Raw genomic sequence first — 15,632 nt, forward strand, 5'->3', positions numbered from 1 at the left:
ACTCCATATCGCCGATGTGGCGGTGTCCGGCCGCTCGGATGCCGCAATGTCGCCGATATGGAGTCGATCACGGCCGTCGTGGTGGCTCGCCCCGCGCCCCCGCGCCCCCGCGCCGCGCGCCCCCGCGCCGCGCGCCGCGCGCCGCGCCGCGCCGTGCGGGCGTGGCGTGCGGCGGGCTGTGTACGACGCGTGGTGCGCTGCTCACTGCGCGCGCCGCACGAAGCGCGGGCCCCGGGATGCGGTGCACGAAGCGGGGGTCCGGGGTGCGGCGAGCGGGGCGTAGGGCGCGTACGACGTGCGGCGCCTGGGCTTGCGTGGTGCGTTAAGGGGCACTCGATACGTCGAATGTTATCGATAACAAGGCTCTGGGTACGGCTGCGTCAGGCGCGGGCTGGTCTTCGAAGCGCTCAGTTGTGGGCCCGGCAAGTGGCAGCCGGCCGTTTCCTGCACTTGATCATGAAGGCGTAGCCACCTCGTTGATGTTATCGCTGACATCATCGCCGGTTGCCGATCGGTCGTCACCGGACGGCGGTCTCGAAGTCGGCCGAGTTGTCGCGCCTGTCGCCCGGCCTGTCGAGGGGTTTCCGGTCGGCTGTCGGGCCGTGCGCCGAGCCTCGCTGCCACCGGGTTCTGCAGGTGGCACCGGAATTACGCCTTTTGTGCCGGTCAGTATCGTCGCGCCCGAGTCGGTCCGGCTTCCGCGTTCCGTTACGGAGCTGTTGCGCCTACATGTCTTGACGAGGCTGGATGTGAGCGTTAACACTATCCCCGTTAACGTGGAGGTGGAACATGAACGGTGTGGACGGAGCTGGCGACCGCTATGTCGTCGGTGTCGATTTCGGCACCCTGTCCGGGCGAGCTCTGGTGGTCCGAGTCGGTGATGGTGCCGAGTTGGGGACCGCGGTGCATGAGTACGGCGATGGCGTCATCAGTTCGGCGCTTCCGGGAGGCCAGGTGTTGCCCCCGGACTGGGCTCTGCAGAATCCGGAGGACTACCGCGACGTGTTGCGGCACGCCGTCCCGGCGGCGTTGTCCGCCGCGGGGGTGGATCCCGCAGCGGTAGTCGGCATCGGCATCGACTTCACCGCCTGCACGGTGTTGCCGACGGACGCCGACGGCACTCCGCTCTGCGAGGTTCCCGAGCTGCGCGACCGGCCGCACGCCTGGGTCAAGCTGTGGAAGCACCACGCCGCGCAGCCGCACGCCGACCGGATCAACGCGCTTGCCCACGAGCGGGCAGAGCCGTGGATCGGCCGGTACGGCGGCAAGATCTCCGCTGAGTGGCAGTTCGCCAAGGGACTTCAGGTGCTGGAGGAGGACCCCGAGGTCTACCACCGGGCTGAGCGCTTCATCGAGGCAGCCGACTGGATCGTCTGGCAGCTCAGCGGCACCGAGACCCGCAACGTGTGCACCGCCGGGTACAAGGGCATCCTGCAGGACGGCCAGTACCCCAGTGCGGATTTCCTGACCGCGCTCAACCCCGGCTTCGGCGACTTCGTGACGAAGCTGGACGGTCCGTTGCTGCCGCTCGGCGCCCGGGCTGGCACGCTCACCGCGCAAGCCGCCGCATGGACCGGCCTCCCGGAGGGGATCGCGGTGGCCGCCGGCAACGTCGACGCACACGTCACCGCGGCGGCCGCGCAGGCCGTGGAGCCCGGCCGGCTCGTCGCGATCATGGGCACCTCGACCTGCCACGTCGTCAACGGCGCGGAGCTCGCCGAGGTGGCCGGCATGTGCGGTGTCGTGGACGGCGGCATCAGCCCCGGCGCGTGGGGTTACGAGGCTGGGCAGAGTGGTGTCGGCGACATCTTCGGCTGGTTCGTCAAGCACGCCGCCCCGGCTGGCATCGACTCGCACGAACAGCTCACCGAGTTGGCCGCGAGCCAACCGGTCGGCGCGCACGGCCTGGTCGCTCTGGACTGGTGGAGCGGCAACCGCTCACTGCTGGTCAACCACGATCTCAGCGGGATGATCGTCGGAATGACCCTGGCCACCCGGCCGCAGGACATCTACCGGGCGCTGCTGGAGTCCACCGCCTTCGGCACGCGGATGATCATCGAGGCGTTCGTCGAGGCCGGAGTCGCCGTGAACGACCTGGTGATCGCCGGTGGCCTCACCAACAACAAGCTGCTGATGCAGATCTACGCCGACGTGACCAGGCGGCCGCTGAACATCATCGCCTCCGCGCAGGGGCCGGCGCTGGGGTCGGCGATCCATGCCGCCGTCGCCGCCGGCGAGTTCCCCTCGATCCACGAAGCCTCGCAGGCGATGGGTCGGGTGCACGAGGCCGTCTACCGACCGGATCCCGACCGGGCGCGCGCCTACGACGCCCTGTACGCCGAGTATCGGGCGCTGCACGACCACTTCGGTCGTGGCGGCAACGACGTCATGCTCCGCCTGCGGGCGATCCGGAACGCGGCCGTCGAGAGCGCCGTGGCCACGCCCGAGCTTGCGCTGGAGCCGGTCGCGTGACCGAGGTGACCCGACAGATCGGCGAGCTGCGTGCGACGGTCGCCCGCCTGCACGCCGAACTCACCCGGTACGGCCTGGTCGCCTGGACGGCCGGCAACGTCTCGGCGCGGGTGCCCGGCCAGAACCTCATGGTGATCAAGCCGAGCGGCGTGGGCTACGACGACCTCTCGGCCGACACGATGGTGGTGTGTGACCTCGACGGCGTCCTCGTCGAGGGGGATCTCGCACCGTCCAGCGACACCGCCGCCCACGCCTACGTCTACCGGGCCATGCCCGAGGTCGGTGGGGTCGTGCACACGCACAGCTCGTACGCCACCGCCTGGGCCGCGCGTGGGGAGGCGATCCCCTGCTACCTGACGGCCCAGGCCGACGAGTTCGGTGGGGAGATTCCGGTGGGTCCGTTCGCCCTGATCGGCGGCGACGACATCGGCAAGGGCATCGTCGGCACGCTCGCCGGGCACCGCTCACCCGCGGTGCTGATGCGTAATCACGGCGTCTTCACCATCGGCCGTGACGCCCGCGCGGCGGTCAAGGCCGCGGTCATGTGTGAGGACGTGGCGCGTACGGCGCACCTGGCCCGCGTACTCGGGCAGCCGGTGCCGATCGCGCAGGCCGACATCGACGCGCTCTACCACCGATACCAGAACGTCTACGGCCAACAACCAGTCCCGCCGACGGGTTCCTGAGCCTTCACCGCCCATGTCCGACCCGTCGGTCTGCACCACCGAAGTAGCAGCACGCACCACCCGCGTACGCCGCTCCTTGCACCTCGGCGGTTGGCGCGGTTACCCACCACACCGAGCCAGGGAGATTCGATGATGGGAAAGATGCGAATGCACTCCGCTTCGTGGCGCGCTGCCACGGTCCTCGCCAGTGTGCTGCTCGTCGGCACCATGGCGGCCTGCGGTAACAGCGACACCGGCGGCGGCGGTACCAAGGACGACGGCAAGATCACGATGGGCTTCTCGCAGGTCGGTGCGGAGAGCGGCTGGCGTACCGCGAACACCACCTCGATCAAGGAATCCGCCACCGCGGCGGGGATCGAGCTGAAGTTCGACGACGCGCAGCAGAAGCAGGAAAACCAGATCAAGGCGATCCGCAACTACATCCAGCAGAAGGTCGACGTGATCGCCTTCTCGCCGGTGGTGGAGTCCGGGTGGGACACCGTGCTCAAGGAGGCCAAGGACGCCGGCATCCCGGTCATCCTGACCGACCGTTCGGTCGACTCGGCCGACAAGACCCTGTACAAGACGTTCCTCGGCTCGGACTTCGTCAAGGAGGGCAAGCTCGCCGGTGAGTGGCTGGTCGAGCAGAAGAAGACCGCCACGGGCCCGGTGAACATCGTCGAGCTGCAGGGCAACACGGGTGCGGCGCCGGCGAACGACCGGAAGAAGGGCTTCGGCGAGGCGATCGCCGCCAACCCGAACCTGAAGATCATCGCCTCCCAGCCGGGTGACTTCACCCGGGCCGGCGGCAAGCAGGTCATGGAGCAGTTCCTCAAGGCCAACAAGCAGATCGACGTGCTGTTCGCGCACAACGACGACATGGGTCTGGGCGCGCTCGAGGCGATCACCGCGGCCGGCAAGGTGCCTGGCAAGGACATCACCATCATCACGGTCGACGCTGTCAAGGACGGCATGCAGGCTCTCGCCGATGGGAAGTTCAACTTCATCGCGGAGTGCAGCCCGCTGCTCGGCCCACAGCTGATGGACCTGGCCAAGAAGGTCCACGCGGGTGAGACGGTGCCGGCTCGGATCGAGACCGAGGAGACCACCTTCACCCAGGAGCAGGCGAAGGAAGCTCTGCCGAACCGCAAGTACTGATCGACGTTGGGGGGTCGCCGCGTTCGCGTGGCGGCCCCACTGCGTCGCGCCAACGCCCACAATGGACCGGGCATGGCCCGTTACCGCCCCGTACCACGCCCGCCCGGGCGACCCGCAGGGACGACCGGCCGGGCGTCGCGGGAGCGTAGCGGCCCTTCCGTGTCGACAACCCAGAAGAGGTCTGATGGGATGACGGATAGCCGTCCGGTCCTGACGATGACCGGGATCAGCAAGTCCTTCCCTGGGGTGCGCGCACTCCACAACGTCAACTTCCGCCTTTTTCCCGGCGAGGTGCACGCCCTGATGGGCGAGAACGGCGCCGGCAAGTCGACCCTCATCAAGGTGCTGACCGGGGTCTACGACACCGACGAGGGTGTGATCACCCTGGACGACGAGCCGGTGTCGTTCAGCGGGCCGATGCAGGCGACCGCCGCTGGCGTGAGCACCGTCTTCCAGGAGGTCAACCTCTGCACCAACCTCTCGGTGGCGGAGAACATCTTCATCGGCCGCGAGCCCCGGTTGCTCGGTGCCGTCCGCTGGGGTGAGGTTCGCCGCCGCGCCCGAGCCCTGCTCACCCGCCTCGACCTCGACCTCGATGTCAGCGCGCCGCTCGGCTCGTACTCGCTGGCGATCCAGCAGATGGTCGCCATCGCCCGCGCGATCGACATCCAGGCCCGGGTGCTGATCCTGGACGAGCCGACGTCCAGCCTCGACGCCGGCGAGGTGGCGCAGTTGTTCCGCATCATGCGGCAACTGCGCGACGAGGGCATCGCGATCCTGTTCGTGACCCACTTCCTCGACCAGGTCTACGAGATCGCCGACCGGATCACCGTGCTGCGCAACGGTGGGCTCGTCGGCGAGTACCCGACCGCCGAGTTGCCGCAGCTCTCCCTGGTCGAGAAGATGATCGGCAAGGAACTCGACGTCCTTGAGGGCATCGAGGAGCACTCCCGCCGGGACCTGGCCGCGCTGGAGGAGGGCACCCCCCTGGTGGCGGTGTCGAACTTCGGTCGGGCGGGCGCGGTCGAGCCGTTCAGCCTCACCATCCACGCCGGCGAGGTGGTGGGTTTGGCTGGCCTGTTGGGCTCGGGGCGTACCGAGGTCGCGCGGTTGTTGTTCGGGGCCGACCGGACCGACGGCGGTCAGGTCGCGGTCGACGGCGCGTCCAGCAGCCTGCGCACCCCCGCGCAGGCCATCGACCACGGCGTCGGTTTCTGTTCGGAGAACCGCCGCGCGGAGGGCATCGTCGCCGACCTGTCGGTACGCGAGAACATCATCCTCGCCATGCAGGCCGCCCGCGGTTGGCTGCGGCCCATTCCGCGTCGCCGCCAGGACGAGCTGGTCGACAAGTACATCAAGGCACTCAACATCCGGCCCGCGGATCCGGAGGTGCCGGTACGCAACCTCTCCGGTGGCAACCAGCAGAAGGTGCTCCTGGCCCGGTGGCTGATCACCGAGCCACGGCTGTTGATCCTCGACGAGCCGACCCGGGGTATCGACATCGGCGCGAAGACCGAGATCCAGAAGCTCGTGACGCAGTTGTCCGACGGCGGCATGGCGGTGCTGTTCATCTCCGCCGAGTTGGAGGAGGTGCTGCGCCTCAGCCACAAGGTGGCCGTGATGCGGGACCGGCAGATGGTCGCGCAACTCGCCAACGACGACACCCTCGACGCTGACCGCATCATGCAGACCATCGCCAGTGGGTCTCACCGGGAGGAGGCAGACCGATGAACGACACCATGGGCCGCTACCGGACGGTGATCGGTCACCGGCTGTTCTGGCCCGCCGCCGTGCTGGTCGTCATGCTCGCCGCGAACACGATCTACCGGCCCGGGTTCCTGTCCATCGAGCTCAAGGACGGGCACCTGTACGGCACGCCGATCGACATCCTGCGGCTGAGCGCACCGCTGATTCTCGTCGCACTGGGCATGACCCTGGTCATCTCGACCGGCGGCATCGACCTGTCGGTCGGTTCGCTGTGCGCGATCAGCGGCGCGATCGCCTGCATGTACATCAGCAAGCAGCCCGACCAGAACAGCCTCGGTGTGGTGCTGACCGCCCTCGCGATGGCGTTGGGCGTCTCGCTCGTGCTCGGCGCCTGGAACGGCGTGCTGGTGGCGGTGATCGGTATTCAACCGATCATCGCCACCCTGATCCTGATGGTGGCTGGCCGGGGCCTCGCCCAGCTGATCACCGAGGGGCAGATCATCACCATCAACTCGGAGCCGTACCGGGCGATCGGCCTGGGCCACATGCTGACCCTGCCCCTGGCCATCTTCATCGCCCTCGCCGCCGCCCTGCTCGTGGCCGCGTTCACCCGCCGAACCGCGCTCGGTATGATCATCGAGTCGGTCGGCGGTAACGCCGAGGCCAGCCGCCTGGCGGGCATTCGCTCTGGTCGGATCGTGTTCCTTGTGTACGTGCTCAGTGCCGGCTGCGCCGCGATCGCCGGTTTCATGATGACGGCCAACGTCTCCAGTGCCGACGGCAACGCGGCCGGTCTCTGGGTGGAGTTGGACGCCATTCTCGCGGTCGTCATCGGCGGGACGTCCCTCGCGGGCGGCCGGTTCTTCCTCAGCGGCACGATCATCGGCGCGCTGATCATCCAAACCTTGACCACGACGGTGTACGCCATGGACATCTCTCCGCAGACCTCGCTGCTGTTCAAAGCGGTCGTCGTCATCGCGGTCTGCCTCATCCAGGCACCGGCCTTCCGGGCCCGGTTCGCCCGTCGCAGGCGTAACGCCCCTCCGCCCGCCACTATCGCCGACAAGCCGAAGGAGCAGGTGCCGGCATGACCACTGGATCGCTTACCGCCGGTCGTACCCGGTTCCGGCTGCCGAAGCGGCAGATTCCGGTCCTCGCGACGCTCGTCCTGCTCCTGGTCATGTACGGCATCGGGGTGTCCCAGTACACGGCGTTCTCCAACGTGCAGGTCATCTTCAACGTCTTCATCGACAACGGCTTCCTGCTCGTCGTCGCGGTGGGCATGACCTTCGTGATCCTCACCGGTGGCATCGACCTGTCGGTCGGGTCGGTCGTCGCCATGACGGCGATGGTGTCTGCCGCGCTGCTGAAGGACGGCATGCCGGCGGCACTGGTGCTCGTCATCGCCCTGCTCATCGGCCCGACGCTCGGCCTGCTGATGGGCTGCGCGATCCACTTCTTCGAGATCCAGCCGTTCATCGTCACGCTCGCCGGGATGTTCTTCGCCCGAGGCATGTGCACGTTCATCTCCGGTGCGTCCATCCCGATCACCGACGGCTTCTGGACCAGCATGTCGCAGGAGCGGATCGGTGATCCGCAGGGCAACTTCGTGTCGATCAGCGTGCTCATCGCGTTCGTCGTGGTCGCCGTCGCCGCGTACGTGCTGGCCTACACCCGGCTGGGCCGCAACGTGTACGCCATCGGCGGCAACCCGCAGTCGGCCCTGTTGATGGGCCTGCCGTTGGGGCGGACCCGGATCGCCGTCTACACGATCAGTGGCCTGTGCTCGGCCATCGGCGGCATCCTGCTGTCCTTCTACACCCTGTCCGGCGCCCCGCTGATCGCCGTGGGCATGGAACTCGACGTCATCGCCGCCGTCGTCATCGGTGGCACGGTGCTCACCGGCGGCGCGGGTTACATCTTCGGCACGGTGCTCGGCGTACTCGTCCTGGGCGTGATCCAGACCCTCATCACCTTCGATGGGAGCCTCAACTCCTGGTGGACCAAGATCGTGATCGGCAGCCTGCTCTTCGCGTTCATCCTCCTCCAGCGTCTCATCGGAATCCGTTACAAGTGACCGCCCCTCTCGCGGAAGGCAATCCCATGGCACCACACACCGAACCCGAGATCTGGTTCCTCACCGGCAGCCAAGGCATGTACGGCGAGGAGACGCTCCGGCAGGTCGCCGAGCAGTCCCGTCAGATCGCGGCCGCGCTCGACGACTCACCGCAGATTCCCGCCCGCGTGGTCTGGAAGCCCGTCCTGACCAACAGTGGTGAGATTCTGCAGGTCTGCCGGGACGCGGCCGCCCAGGGCGCCATCGGGGTGATCGCGTGGATGCACACCTTCTCTCCGGCGAAGATGTGGATCTCTGGTCTGGACGCGCTGCAGACGCCGCTGCTGCACCTGCACACCCAGGCCAACGTTCTGCTTCCGTGGAACGACATCGACATGGACTTCATGAACCTGAACCAGGCCGCGCACGGCGACCGCGAGTTCGGGTACATCCAGACCCGTCTCGGTGTTGCCCGCAAGACGGTGGCCGGGCACGTCAGTGACCCGCGGGTGACCTCGCGGGTCGGGGCGTGGGCGCGGGCGGCACTCGGCTGGTCGGCGATGCGGTCGCTGCGCCTGGCCCGCTTCGGCGACAACATGCGCGACGTTGCGGTGACCGAGGGCGACAAGGTCGAGGCGGAGCTGCGGTTCGGGGTCTCGGTCAACACCTACGGCGTCAACGACCTGGTCAAGGTGGTCGGCGAGGTCACCGACGCGCAGGTGGACGACCTGGTCAAGGAGTACGAGGACACCTACCGCATCGGCGGCGAACTGCTGCCCGGCGGTGAGCGGCACGACTCGTTGCGGTACGCGGCGCGGCTGGAAATCGGCATGCGCACGTTCCTGGACGCTGGCGGTTTCCGGGCCTTCACCACGAACTTCGAGGACCTCGGGGGCCTTCGTCAGCTGCCGGGCATCGCCGTGCAGCGGCTGATGGCGGACGGCTACGGCTTCGGTGGCGAGGGCGACTGGAAGACCTCGGTCCTGGTCCGCACCCTCAAGGCGATGTCGGTGGGCGTGGACGGCGGCACGTCGTTCATGGAGGACTACACCTACGACCTCACTCCGGGTCAGGAGCTGGTGCTCGGCGCCCACATGCTCGAGGTCTGCCCGACCATCGCGTCCGACGTACCCAACGTGGAGATCCACCCGCTGAGCATCGGCGGGCGGGAAGACCCGATCCGTCTCGTGTTCGACGCCGCGCCCGGCCCGGCGGTGGTGCTCGGACTGGCCGACATGGGGGAGCGTTTCCGTCTCGTGGCCAACGAGATCGACGTGGTGTCTCCGCCGCAGCCGCTGCGTCGGCTGCCGGTCGCCCGAGCCGTCTGGCGTCCGCGACCCGACCTGCCGGTGTCGGCCGAGGCGTGGATCACCGCTGGGGCGCCGCACCACACCGTGCTGTCGCAGGCGGTGGGGGTGGAGGAGTTGCACGACCTGGCGGAGATGAGCCGCACCGAACTCGTCGTGATCGACGCCGACACGGAGCCCCGCCGCTTCGCCGACGAGATCCGCTGGAACCAGGCCTACTACCGGCTGGCCCGCGGCTTCTGAGCCGCGCTGTCGGAGCGCACTGAAACGGGTGGTCCATCCCTGCCTGCGGGTCGGGGGTGGCCACCCGTTCGCGTGTGTGCCAGCAGGGCCACGAGGCGGTTGTGTTACGCCTTGACTAACAGCATGTTATCGCTCACAGTCTATAACCAAGATGGTCGATGTCGTTGGCTGGTCCGGCCGCGCGCGCGTCCTACCCCCGCGGTTTCGATACCTCGTCACCGCGATGGTCGGGCAATCGGTGTTAGCGATCACATGGCCGGGCCTGGTCAGCTCGGTGCCCCGCCCGGTGCCGCGGACGCCGACCCAGACCGCACGGTTCGCGTCAGCAGAGGAGGATCATGCTTTCCATCGGTCGGGTTCCCCGGGGTGCACCACGGCGGGGGTGGCTGTCGAGACTCGCCGTCGCCGCGATGGTGCTGGTGGTCGGTGGCGCGGCTGCGGCCGTCGCCTCGTCGCCCGCGTCAGCGGCGACGGTCGACACCAGCGCGTGGTACGTGTTGGTGAACCGCAACAGTGGCAAGGCAGTGGATGTGTACAACATGGCCACGAACGACGGCGCCCGGATCACCCAGTGGACGCGTAACAACGGCAACCAGCAGCAGTGGCAGTTCGTGGACTCCGGAGGCGGCTACTACCGGATCAAGTCGCGGTTGTCGGGCAAGGTGCTGGACGTCTCGGGCCGCTCGACCGCCGACGGCGGGGCGATCGTGCAGTGGTCCGACAACAACGGCACCAACCAGCAGTTCCGGTTGGCCGACTCGGACAGCGGGTACGTCCGGTTGATCAACCGCAACAGCAACAAGGTGATGGAGGTGCAGGGCGCCTCGACCGCCGACGGCGGCAACATCGTGCAGTACGCCGACTGGAACGGCACCAACCAGCAGTGGCAGCTCGTCCGCGTCGACGGCGGGGGCAACCCCACCACGCCGCCGCCCACCACGCCACCCCCGTCGAACGGCACCTACTCGAACCCGACGGTCTGGCAGGACTTCGCCGACGTCGACATCATCCGGGTGGACAACGCCTACTACATGTCGGCGTCCACCATGCACTACTCGCCGGGCGCGCCGGTCCTGCGCTCGTACGACCTGGTGAACTGGGAGTTCGCCGGTCACTCCGTGCCCCGGCTCGACTTCGGCTCGAAATACGACATGAGCGGCGGTAACGCGTACGTCGACGGGATCTGGGCGTCGACGTTGAACTACCGGCCGAGCAACAGGACGTACTACTGGGCCGGGTGCATCGACTTCGCGCAGACCCACATCTACACCGCGTCCGCCGTCGACGGCACGTGGAGCAAGCACACCACCATCCCCAACTGCTACTACGACGCCGGGATGCTGATCGACGACAACGACACCATGTACGTGGCGTACGGCAACGGCACCATCAGCGTGGCCCAGCTGTCCGCCGACGGGAAGTCCCAGGTTCGCGCCCAGCAGGTCTACACCACGCCGTCGAGCATCGGGACGCTGGAGGGCGCGCGCTTCTACAAGCGCAACGGCGCCTACTACATCTGGCTCACCCGCCCGGCCAACGGCCAGTACGTGCTGAAGTCGACAAACGGTCCGTTCGGCCCGTACGAGCAGCGTCAGGTGCTGCTCAACCTGCCCGGCCCGATCTCCGGTGGCGGCGTGCCGCACCAGGGTGGGCTGGTGCAGACCCAGAACGGCGACTGGTACTACATGTCCTTCGTCGACGCGTACCCCGGTGGTCGGATGCCGGCCATGGCCCCGATCACCTGGACCGGCGACGGCTGGCCCGTGCTGCAGACGGTCAACGGCGCGTGGGGCAGCTCGTACCCGAAGCCGAACCTGCCCGCGCCGCCACGAGCGGTCAAGCCGCTCACCGGCACCGACACGTTCGCCGGCACCACTCTCGGCCCGCAGTGGGAGTGGAACCACAACCCCGACAACAGCAAGTGGTCGGTCAACAACGGGCTGAACCTGCAGACCGCCACCGTCACCGGCGACCTGTACAAGGCGCGCAACACGCTGACCCACCGGATCCAGGGCCCCACCTCGACCGCCACCATCGAGTTGGACTACTCCACCATGCGCGACGGTGACCGCACCGGCCTGGCGGTGCTACGCAACTCGTCGGCCTGGATCGGGGTCCGACGGGACAACGGGTCCACGCGTCTGGTCATGCAGAACGGTCTGACGATGGACGGCAGTTGGAACACCACCAGCACCGGCAGCGAGGTGGCCAGCACCGCCGTCTCCGGTGGCCGGATCTGGTTGCGCGCCAACGCCGACATCAGACCCGGGTCCGGCCGGCAGGCTCGCTTCTCGTACAGCACGGACGGGGTCAATTTCACCTCGTTCGGCAACGCCCTGACCCTGGCGAACAACTGGCAGTTCTTCATGGGCTACCGGTTCGCCATCTTCAACCACGCGACCCAGTCGCTCGGCGGTGCGGTCACGGTGCGCAGGTTCGACCTGACGACACCGTGACACCAGTCAGACGGTTGTCGGTTTGACCGGTGGCGCTGACGAACGCGTGCCTGCACGGCACGTGGAGTCGGCGTCACCGGGGCACGTCCTCGCCGGTCTGTTCCACGCTCTGCCCGAGGTGTGGAGCAGGCCGGCGTAACACTGCGGCCGCGCCGCGCATCGGTTGGCCGCGCAACCGGTGCAGGGATTGCGTTGTACGGCTGCGGCACGTCCACAGTCCGCGCACAGCCGTGCCGAGACCGGGGCGGTAACTGGCGTAGACTGACGGCGATCCAGCGCTGGTCACCTGGGATTCAGCACCGGCGTGGTGGCTGAGCGAGAGGTGATCGGGCCGGGCCGCTCCAGTCGACCTCGACGGGCCGCGGGCCGGAGATGTAGCGGGGGGAGTGCAATGGCCGTCCACGGTCCCGCGATGACGGACGTCGCTCGTCTGGCCGGTGTCTCCCATCAGACGGTGTCGCGGGTGCTCAACGGGCACCCCAACGTCCGTGAGCAGACCCGGCTGCGGGTGCGCGCGGCGATCGCCGAGCTCGGCTATCGCCCGAACGGCGCGGCTCGTGCCCTGGTGACGGGCCGATCCCAGGTCATCGGCGTCGTCGCGCAGAACACGACACTCTACGGGCCGGCGTCGCTGTTGGCCGCCTTGGAGCAGACCGCCGCGGAAGAGGGTTTCGCGGTGAGCGTCGGCAGCGTGCGCAACCTGGACCACGGTTCCATCTCGGCCGCCGTGGAGCGGCACCTGTCGCACCGGGTCGCCGGCATCGTGGTCATCGCGCCGGTGGAGTCGGCGGGCGAGGCGCTGGAACACCTGCCCAAGGACGTTCCGCTGGTCACCGTCGACGGTGACCCGAGTCGTCCGGTGCCGTTGGTGACTGTCGACCAGGTGGCGGGTGCCCGGGCGGCGACCCAGCATCTACTCGACGCGGGGCATCGCACCGTCTGGCACGTCTCGGGGCCGTCCGACTGGTTCGACAGTGTCGGCCGGATCGACGGTTGGCGGCAGGCACTGCTGGCCGCCGGGGTGGAACCGCCGCCCCTGATGCCGGGGGACTGGTCCGCCGCCTCGGGTTACCGAAGTGGGCAGATGTTGGCGCGGATGCCGGAGGTCACCGCGGTCTTCACCGCCAACGACCATCTCGCGCTGGGTGTGCTGCGGGCGCTGCACGAGTTCGGCCGACGAGTGCCGGACGAGATCAGCGTGGTGGGCTTCGACGATGTGCCGGAGGCGGCGTACTTCATTCCGCCGCTGACCACGGTTCGTCCGGACTTCGACGCGGTGGCGCGGGCGAGCCTGCAGATGCTGCTGGCCCAGATCGAGTCGGGCACCGGTGGGGCGTTGCGGCAGACCATCGCCCCGGCGCTGGTCGCCCGCGAGAGCGTCGCCCCACCTCGGCACTGACGGCGGCCGGGCCACCAGAGGGCGGCCTGGCGCAGCGGCGGGGCTCGGGCTGGGCGTCAGTCTCGTCAGCGTCCCGGCCGCTTTCGCGTGGGCGGCGGTCGATATCTTCCGGCACCGGTGGCACCCGGCCGAAAATGCCCTGCCCTCCGTGGGTTTGATAAGACACTTTTCAATCGACCCAAGCCGATGCCGATCGATGGCTCGCGATGCGGCGGCCCGCCAGCTATTGAACCTCATGAAATGTCGCCGTAACATGATGGGCGTCTCTGTTAACGCTAACAAGAATTGGCGTCCGACTATCAGCCCACCAAGCAGATCGTAGTCACGGGCCGGCGCCACCGACAAGGAGGCTCGATGAACCGCATCACCCGAGGTCGTCGCTGGGGGAGCGTACTGGCGGCCGGACTGCTGCTCGCCGGCGCTCTGGTCGGCCTCCGCGCCCCAGTGGCGCAGGCACTGGAGAACGGGGTGGCACGCACGCCTCCCATGGGCTGGAATTCGTGGAACTCGTTCGGCTGCAACATCAACGAAGCGCTGATCCGGCAGTCCGCGGATGCGATCGTGAGCAGCGGGATGAGGGACCTGGGCTACCAATACGTCGTGGTCGACGACTGCTGGTTCAACCCGAACCGGGACGGCTCCGGCAACCTCCAGGGCGACCCGGGTCGGTTCCCCAGCGGGATGAAGGCGCTCGGCGACTACCTGCACGCCCGGGGCCTGAAGTTCGGCCTCTACCAGGTGCCGGTCGACAAGACCTGCGCACAGTACTTCGGCGCCTACCCGGGCGCGACCGGCAGCCGTGGACACGAGGCGCAGGACGCCCGTCAGTTCGCCGCCTGGGGTGTCGACTTCCTCAAGTACGACTGGTGCTCCCCGGAGGGCAGCATCGACGAGCAGGTCGCCACCTTCGCCCGGATGCGTGACGCGCTCGCCGCCACCGGTCGACCGATCGTCTACAGCATCAACTCGAACAGCATCCACGCCAAGACCGGCCCCCAGCGCAACTGGGGCGACGTGGCCAACATGTGGCGTACCACGGAGGACATCACCAACGCCTGGAACACCGGCCAGACCAACGGCTACCCGATGGGCATCCAGAACATCATCAACGTGACAGTTCCACTGGCCTCGTACGCGCGGCCGGGCGGCTTCAACGACCCGGACATGATGGAGGTCGGCCGGGGCGGCATGAACGACACGGAGATGCGCAGCCACTTCGCGATGTGGGCGATCATGGCATCGCCGCTGATCGCCGGCAACGACGTGCGGAACATGGACTCCGCCACCCAGACCATCCTCAAGAACAGCAACCTCATCGCGATCAACCAGGATGCGCTCGGGTTGCAGGGGACGCAGGTGTCGTTCGACGGCACGCGTCGGGTGCTCGCCAAGCGGCTCGCCAACGGTGACGTGGCGGTCGCCCTGTTCAACCAGGGGGGCTCGACCACGACGATCTCGACCACGGCCGCCGCCGTCGGCAAGTCCGGGTCCTCGTTCACTCTGGTGGAGGCGTGGTCCGGGGCGACCAGCTCCAGCAGCGGGGCCATCAGTGCCAGCGTTCCGGCCCACGGCACGGTGGTGTTCCGGGTCAGCGGTGGCGGCACGACGCCGCCGACGACGCCGCCGCCGTCGACGTCGAGCGCGTTGGCCAGTGCCGCCTCCGGCCGCTGCCTCGACGTTCCGGCGAGCAACACCACCAACGGCACCCAGCCGGTGATCTGGGACTGCAACGGCGCCGCCAACCAGCGCTGGACCAGCAGTGGTCAGACCCTGCAGTCGCTCGGCAAGTGCCTGGACGCGCCCCCCAACGCCACGGCCGGCTCCCGGGTGCAGATCTGGGACTGCAACGGTGGGGCCAACCAGCGCTGGACGATCAACTCCAACGGCACGATCAGCGGTGCGCAGTCCGGGCTCTGCCTGGACGTCAACAACAACGGCACGGCCAACGGCACCACGGTGCTCCTCTGGACCTGCACCGGCGCGGCGAACCAGCGGTGGTCGCAGCGGTAGCCGATCGGGCCCGTCGACCGATCAGGTCGCGGCAGCCCACCTGACCGAGTCGCAGTGCTGGTGCCCGCGGACGACCCCGTCGTCCGCGGGCACCATCGCGTCGGCCGGCTCTGCCCGTCGGCCGGCTCTGCCCGTCGGCCGGCTCTGCTCGCCGGTCGG

At 68.3% G+C, this 15,632-nt stretch carries 10 protein-coding genes; all 10 read left to right on the plus strand.

The genetic code is table 11. The features are described 5' to 3' along the window. The first annotated feature begins 789 nt into the window (after positions 1–789). On the plus strand, positions 790–2,472 hold the full coding sequence (araB, locus tag C7C45_RS01800; protein ID WP_110561861.1) for a ribulokinase: 1,683 nt from the start codon (positions 790–792) through the stop codon (positions 2,470–2,472). Next, a complete protein-coding gene (locus C7C45_RS01805; protein ID WP_425271104.1) occupies positions 2,469–3,158 on the plus strand; it encodes an L-ribulose-5-phosphate 4-epimerase in 690 nt (229 codons plus the stop codon). Before araB ends, C7C45_RS01805 begins: the two co-directional genes overlap by 4 nt. Positions 3,159–3,305: 147 nt before the next feature. Beyond that, entirely contained in the window at positions 3,306–4,295 is a 990-nt protein-coding gene (locus C7C45_RS01810) for an ABC transporter substrate-binding protein (protein WP_110561862.1), read from the plus strand. Positions 4,296–4,484: 189 nt separating this feature from the next. Continuing rightward, entirely contained in the window at positions 4,485–6,026 is a 1,542-nt protein-coding gene (locus tag C7C45_RS01815; protein WP_110561863.1) for a sugar ABC transporter ATP-binding protein, read from the plus strand. Further along, positions 6,023–7,093, plus strand: coding sequence for an ABC transporter permease (locus C7C45_RS01820; RefSeq protein WP_110561864.1), 1,071 nt, complete (start codon positions 6,023–6,025; stop codon positions 7,091–7,093). The genes C7C45_RS01815 and C7C45_RS01820 overlap by 4 nt, the downstream gene beginning before the upstream one ends. After that, positions 7,090–8,079, plus strand: coding sequence for a galactofuranose ABC transporter, permease protein YjfF (gene yjfF, locus C7C45_RS01825; RefSeq protein WP_110561865.1), 990 nt, complete (start codon positions 7,090–7,092; stop codon positions 8,077–8,079). The genes C7C45_RS01820 and yjfF overlap by 4 nt, the downstream gene beginning before the upstream one ends. A gap of 26 nt (positions 8,080–8,105) precedes the next feature. Then, entirely contained in the window at positions 8,106–9,608 is a 1,503-nt protein-coding gene (gene araA / locus C7C45_RS01830; protein ID WP_110561866.1) for an L-arabinose isomerase, read from the plus strand. Between the two features lie 338 nt (positions 9,609–9,946). Continuing rightward, positions 9,947–12,064 carry a family 43 glycosylhydrolase gene (locus C7C45_RS01835; protein ID WP_110561867.1) on the plus strand — a complete coding sequence of 706 codons (2,118 nt, stop codon included), beginning with the start codon at positions 9,947–9,949 and terminating at the stop codon, positions 12,062–12,064. A gap of 412 nt (positions 12,065–12,476) precedes the next feature. Further along, on the plus strand, positions 12,477–13,463 hold the full coding sequence (locus C7C45_RS01840; protein WP_184183594.1) for a LacI family DNA-binding transcriptional regulator: 987 nt from the start codon (positions 12,477–12,479) through the stop codon (positions 13,461–13,463). 354 nt (positions 13,464–13,817) lie between these two features. Next, positions 13,818–15,473, plus strand: a complete 1,656-nt coding sequence (locus C7C45_RS01845) for a glycoside hydrolase family 27 protein (RefSeq protein WP_110561869.1) — start codon at positions 13,818–13,820, stop codon at positions 15,471–15,473. Positions 15,474–15,632: the final 159 nt, after the last annotated feature.

The sequence above is a fragment of the Micromonospora arborensis genome (genome assembly GCF_003205615.1).
Taxonomy (GTDB): Bacteria; Actinomycetota; Actinomycetes; order Mycobacteriales; family Micromonosporaceae; genus Micromonospora; species Micromonospora arborensis.

What these genes read in the sequence shown, in the direction of transcription:
- araB (WP_110561861.1), top strand. Translation starts at nt 790, where the DNA reads ATGAACGGTGTGGACGGAGCTGGCGACCGCTATGTCGTCGGTGTCGAT.
- C7C45_RS01810 (WP_110561862.1), top strand. Translation starts at nt 3,306, where the DNA reads ATGCACTCCGCTTCGTGGCGCGCTGCCACGGTCCTCGCCAGTGTGCTG.
- C7C45_RS01815 (WP_110561863.1), top strand. Translation starts at nt 4,485, where the DNA reads ATGACGGATAGCCGTCCGGTCCTGACGATGACCGGGATCAGCAAGTCC.
- C7C45_RS01820 (WP_110561864.1), top strand. Translation starts at nt 6,023, where the DNA reads ATGAACGACACCATGGGCCGCTACCGGACGGTGATCGGTCACCGGCTG.
- yjfF (WP_110561865.1), top strand. Translation starts at nt 7,090, where the DNA reads ATGACCACTGGATCGCTTACCGCCGGTCGTACCCGGTTCCGGCTGCCG.
- araA (WP_110561866.1), top strand. Translation starts at nt 8,106, where the DNA reads ATGGCACCACACACCGAACCCGAGATCTGGTTCCTCACCGGCAGCCAA.
- C7C45_RS01835 (WP_110561867.1), top strand. Translation starts at nt 9,947, where the DNA reads ATGCTTTCCATCGGTCGGGTTCCCCGGGGTGCACCACGGCGGGGGTGG.
- C7C45_RS01840 (WP_184183594.1), top strand. Translation starts at nt 12,477, where the DNA reads ATGACGGACGTCGCTCGTCTGGCCGGTGTCTCCCATCAGACGGTGTCG.
- C7C45_RS01845 (WP_110561869.1), top strand. Translation starts at nt 13,818, where the DNA reads ATGAACCGCATCACCCGAGGTCGTCGCTGGGGGAGCGTACTGGCGGCC.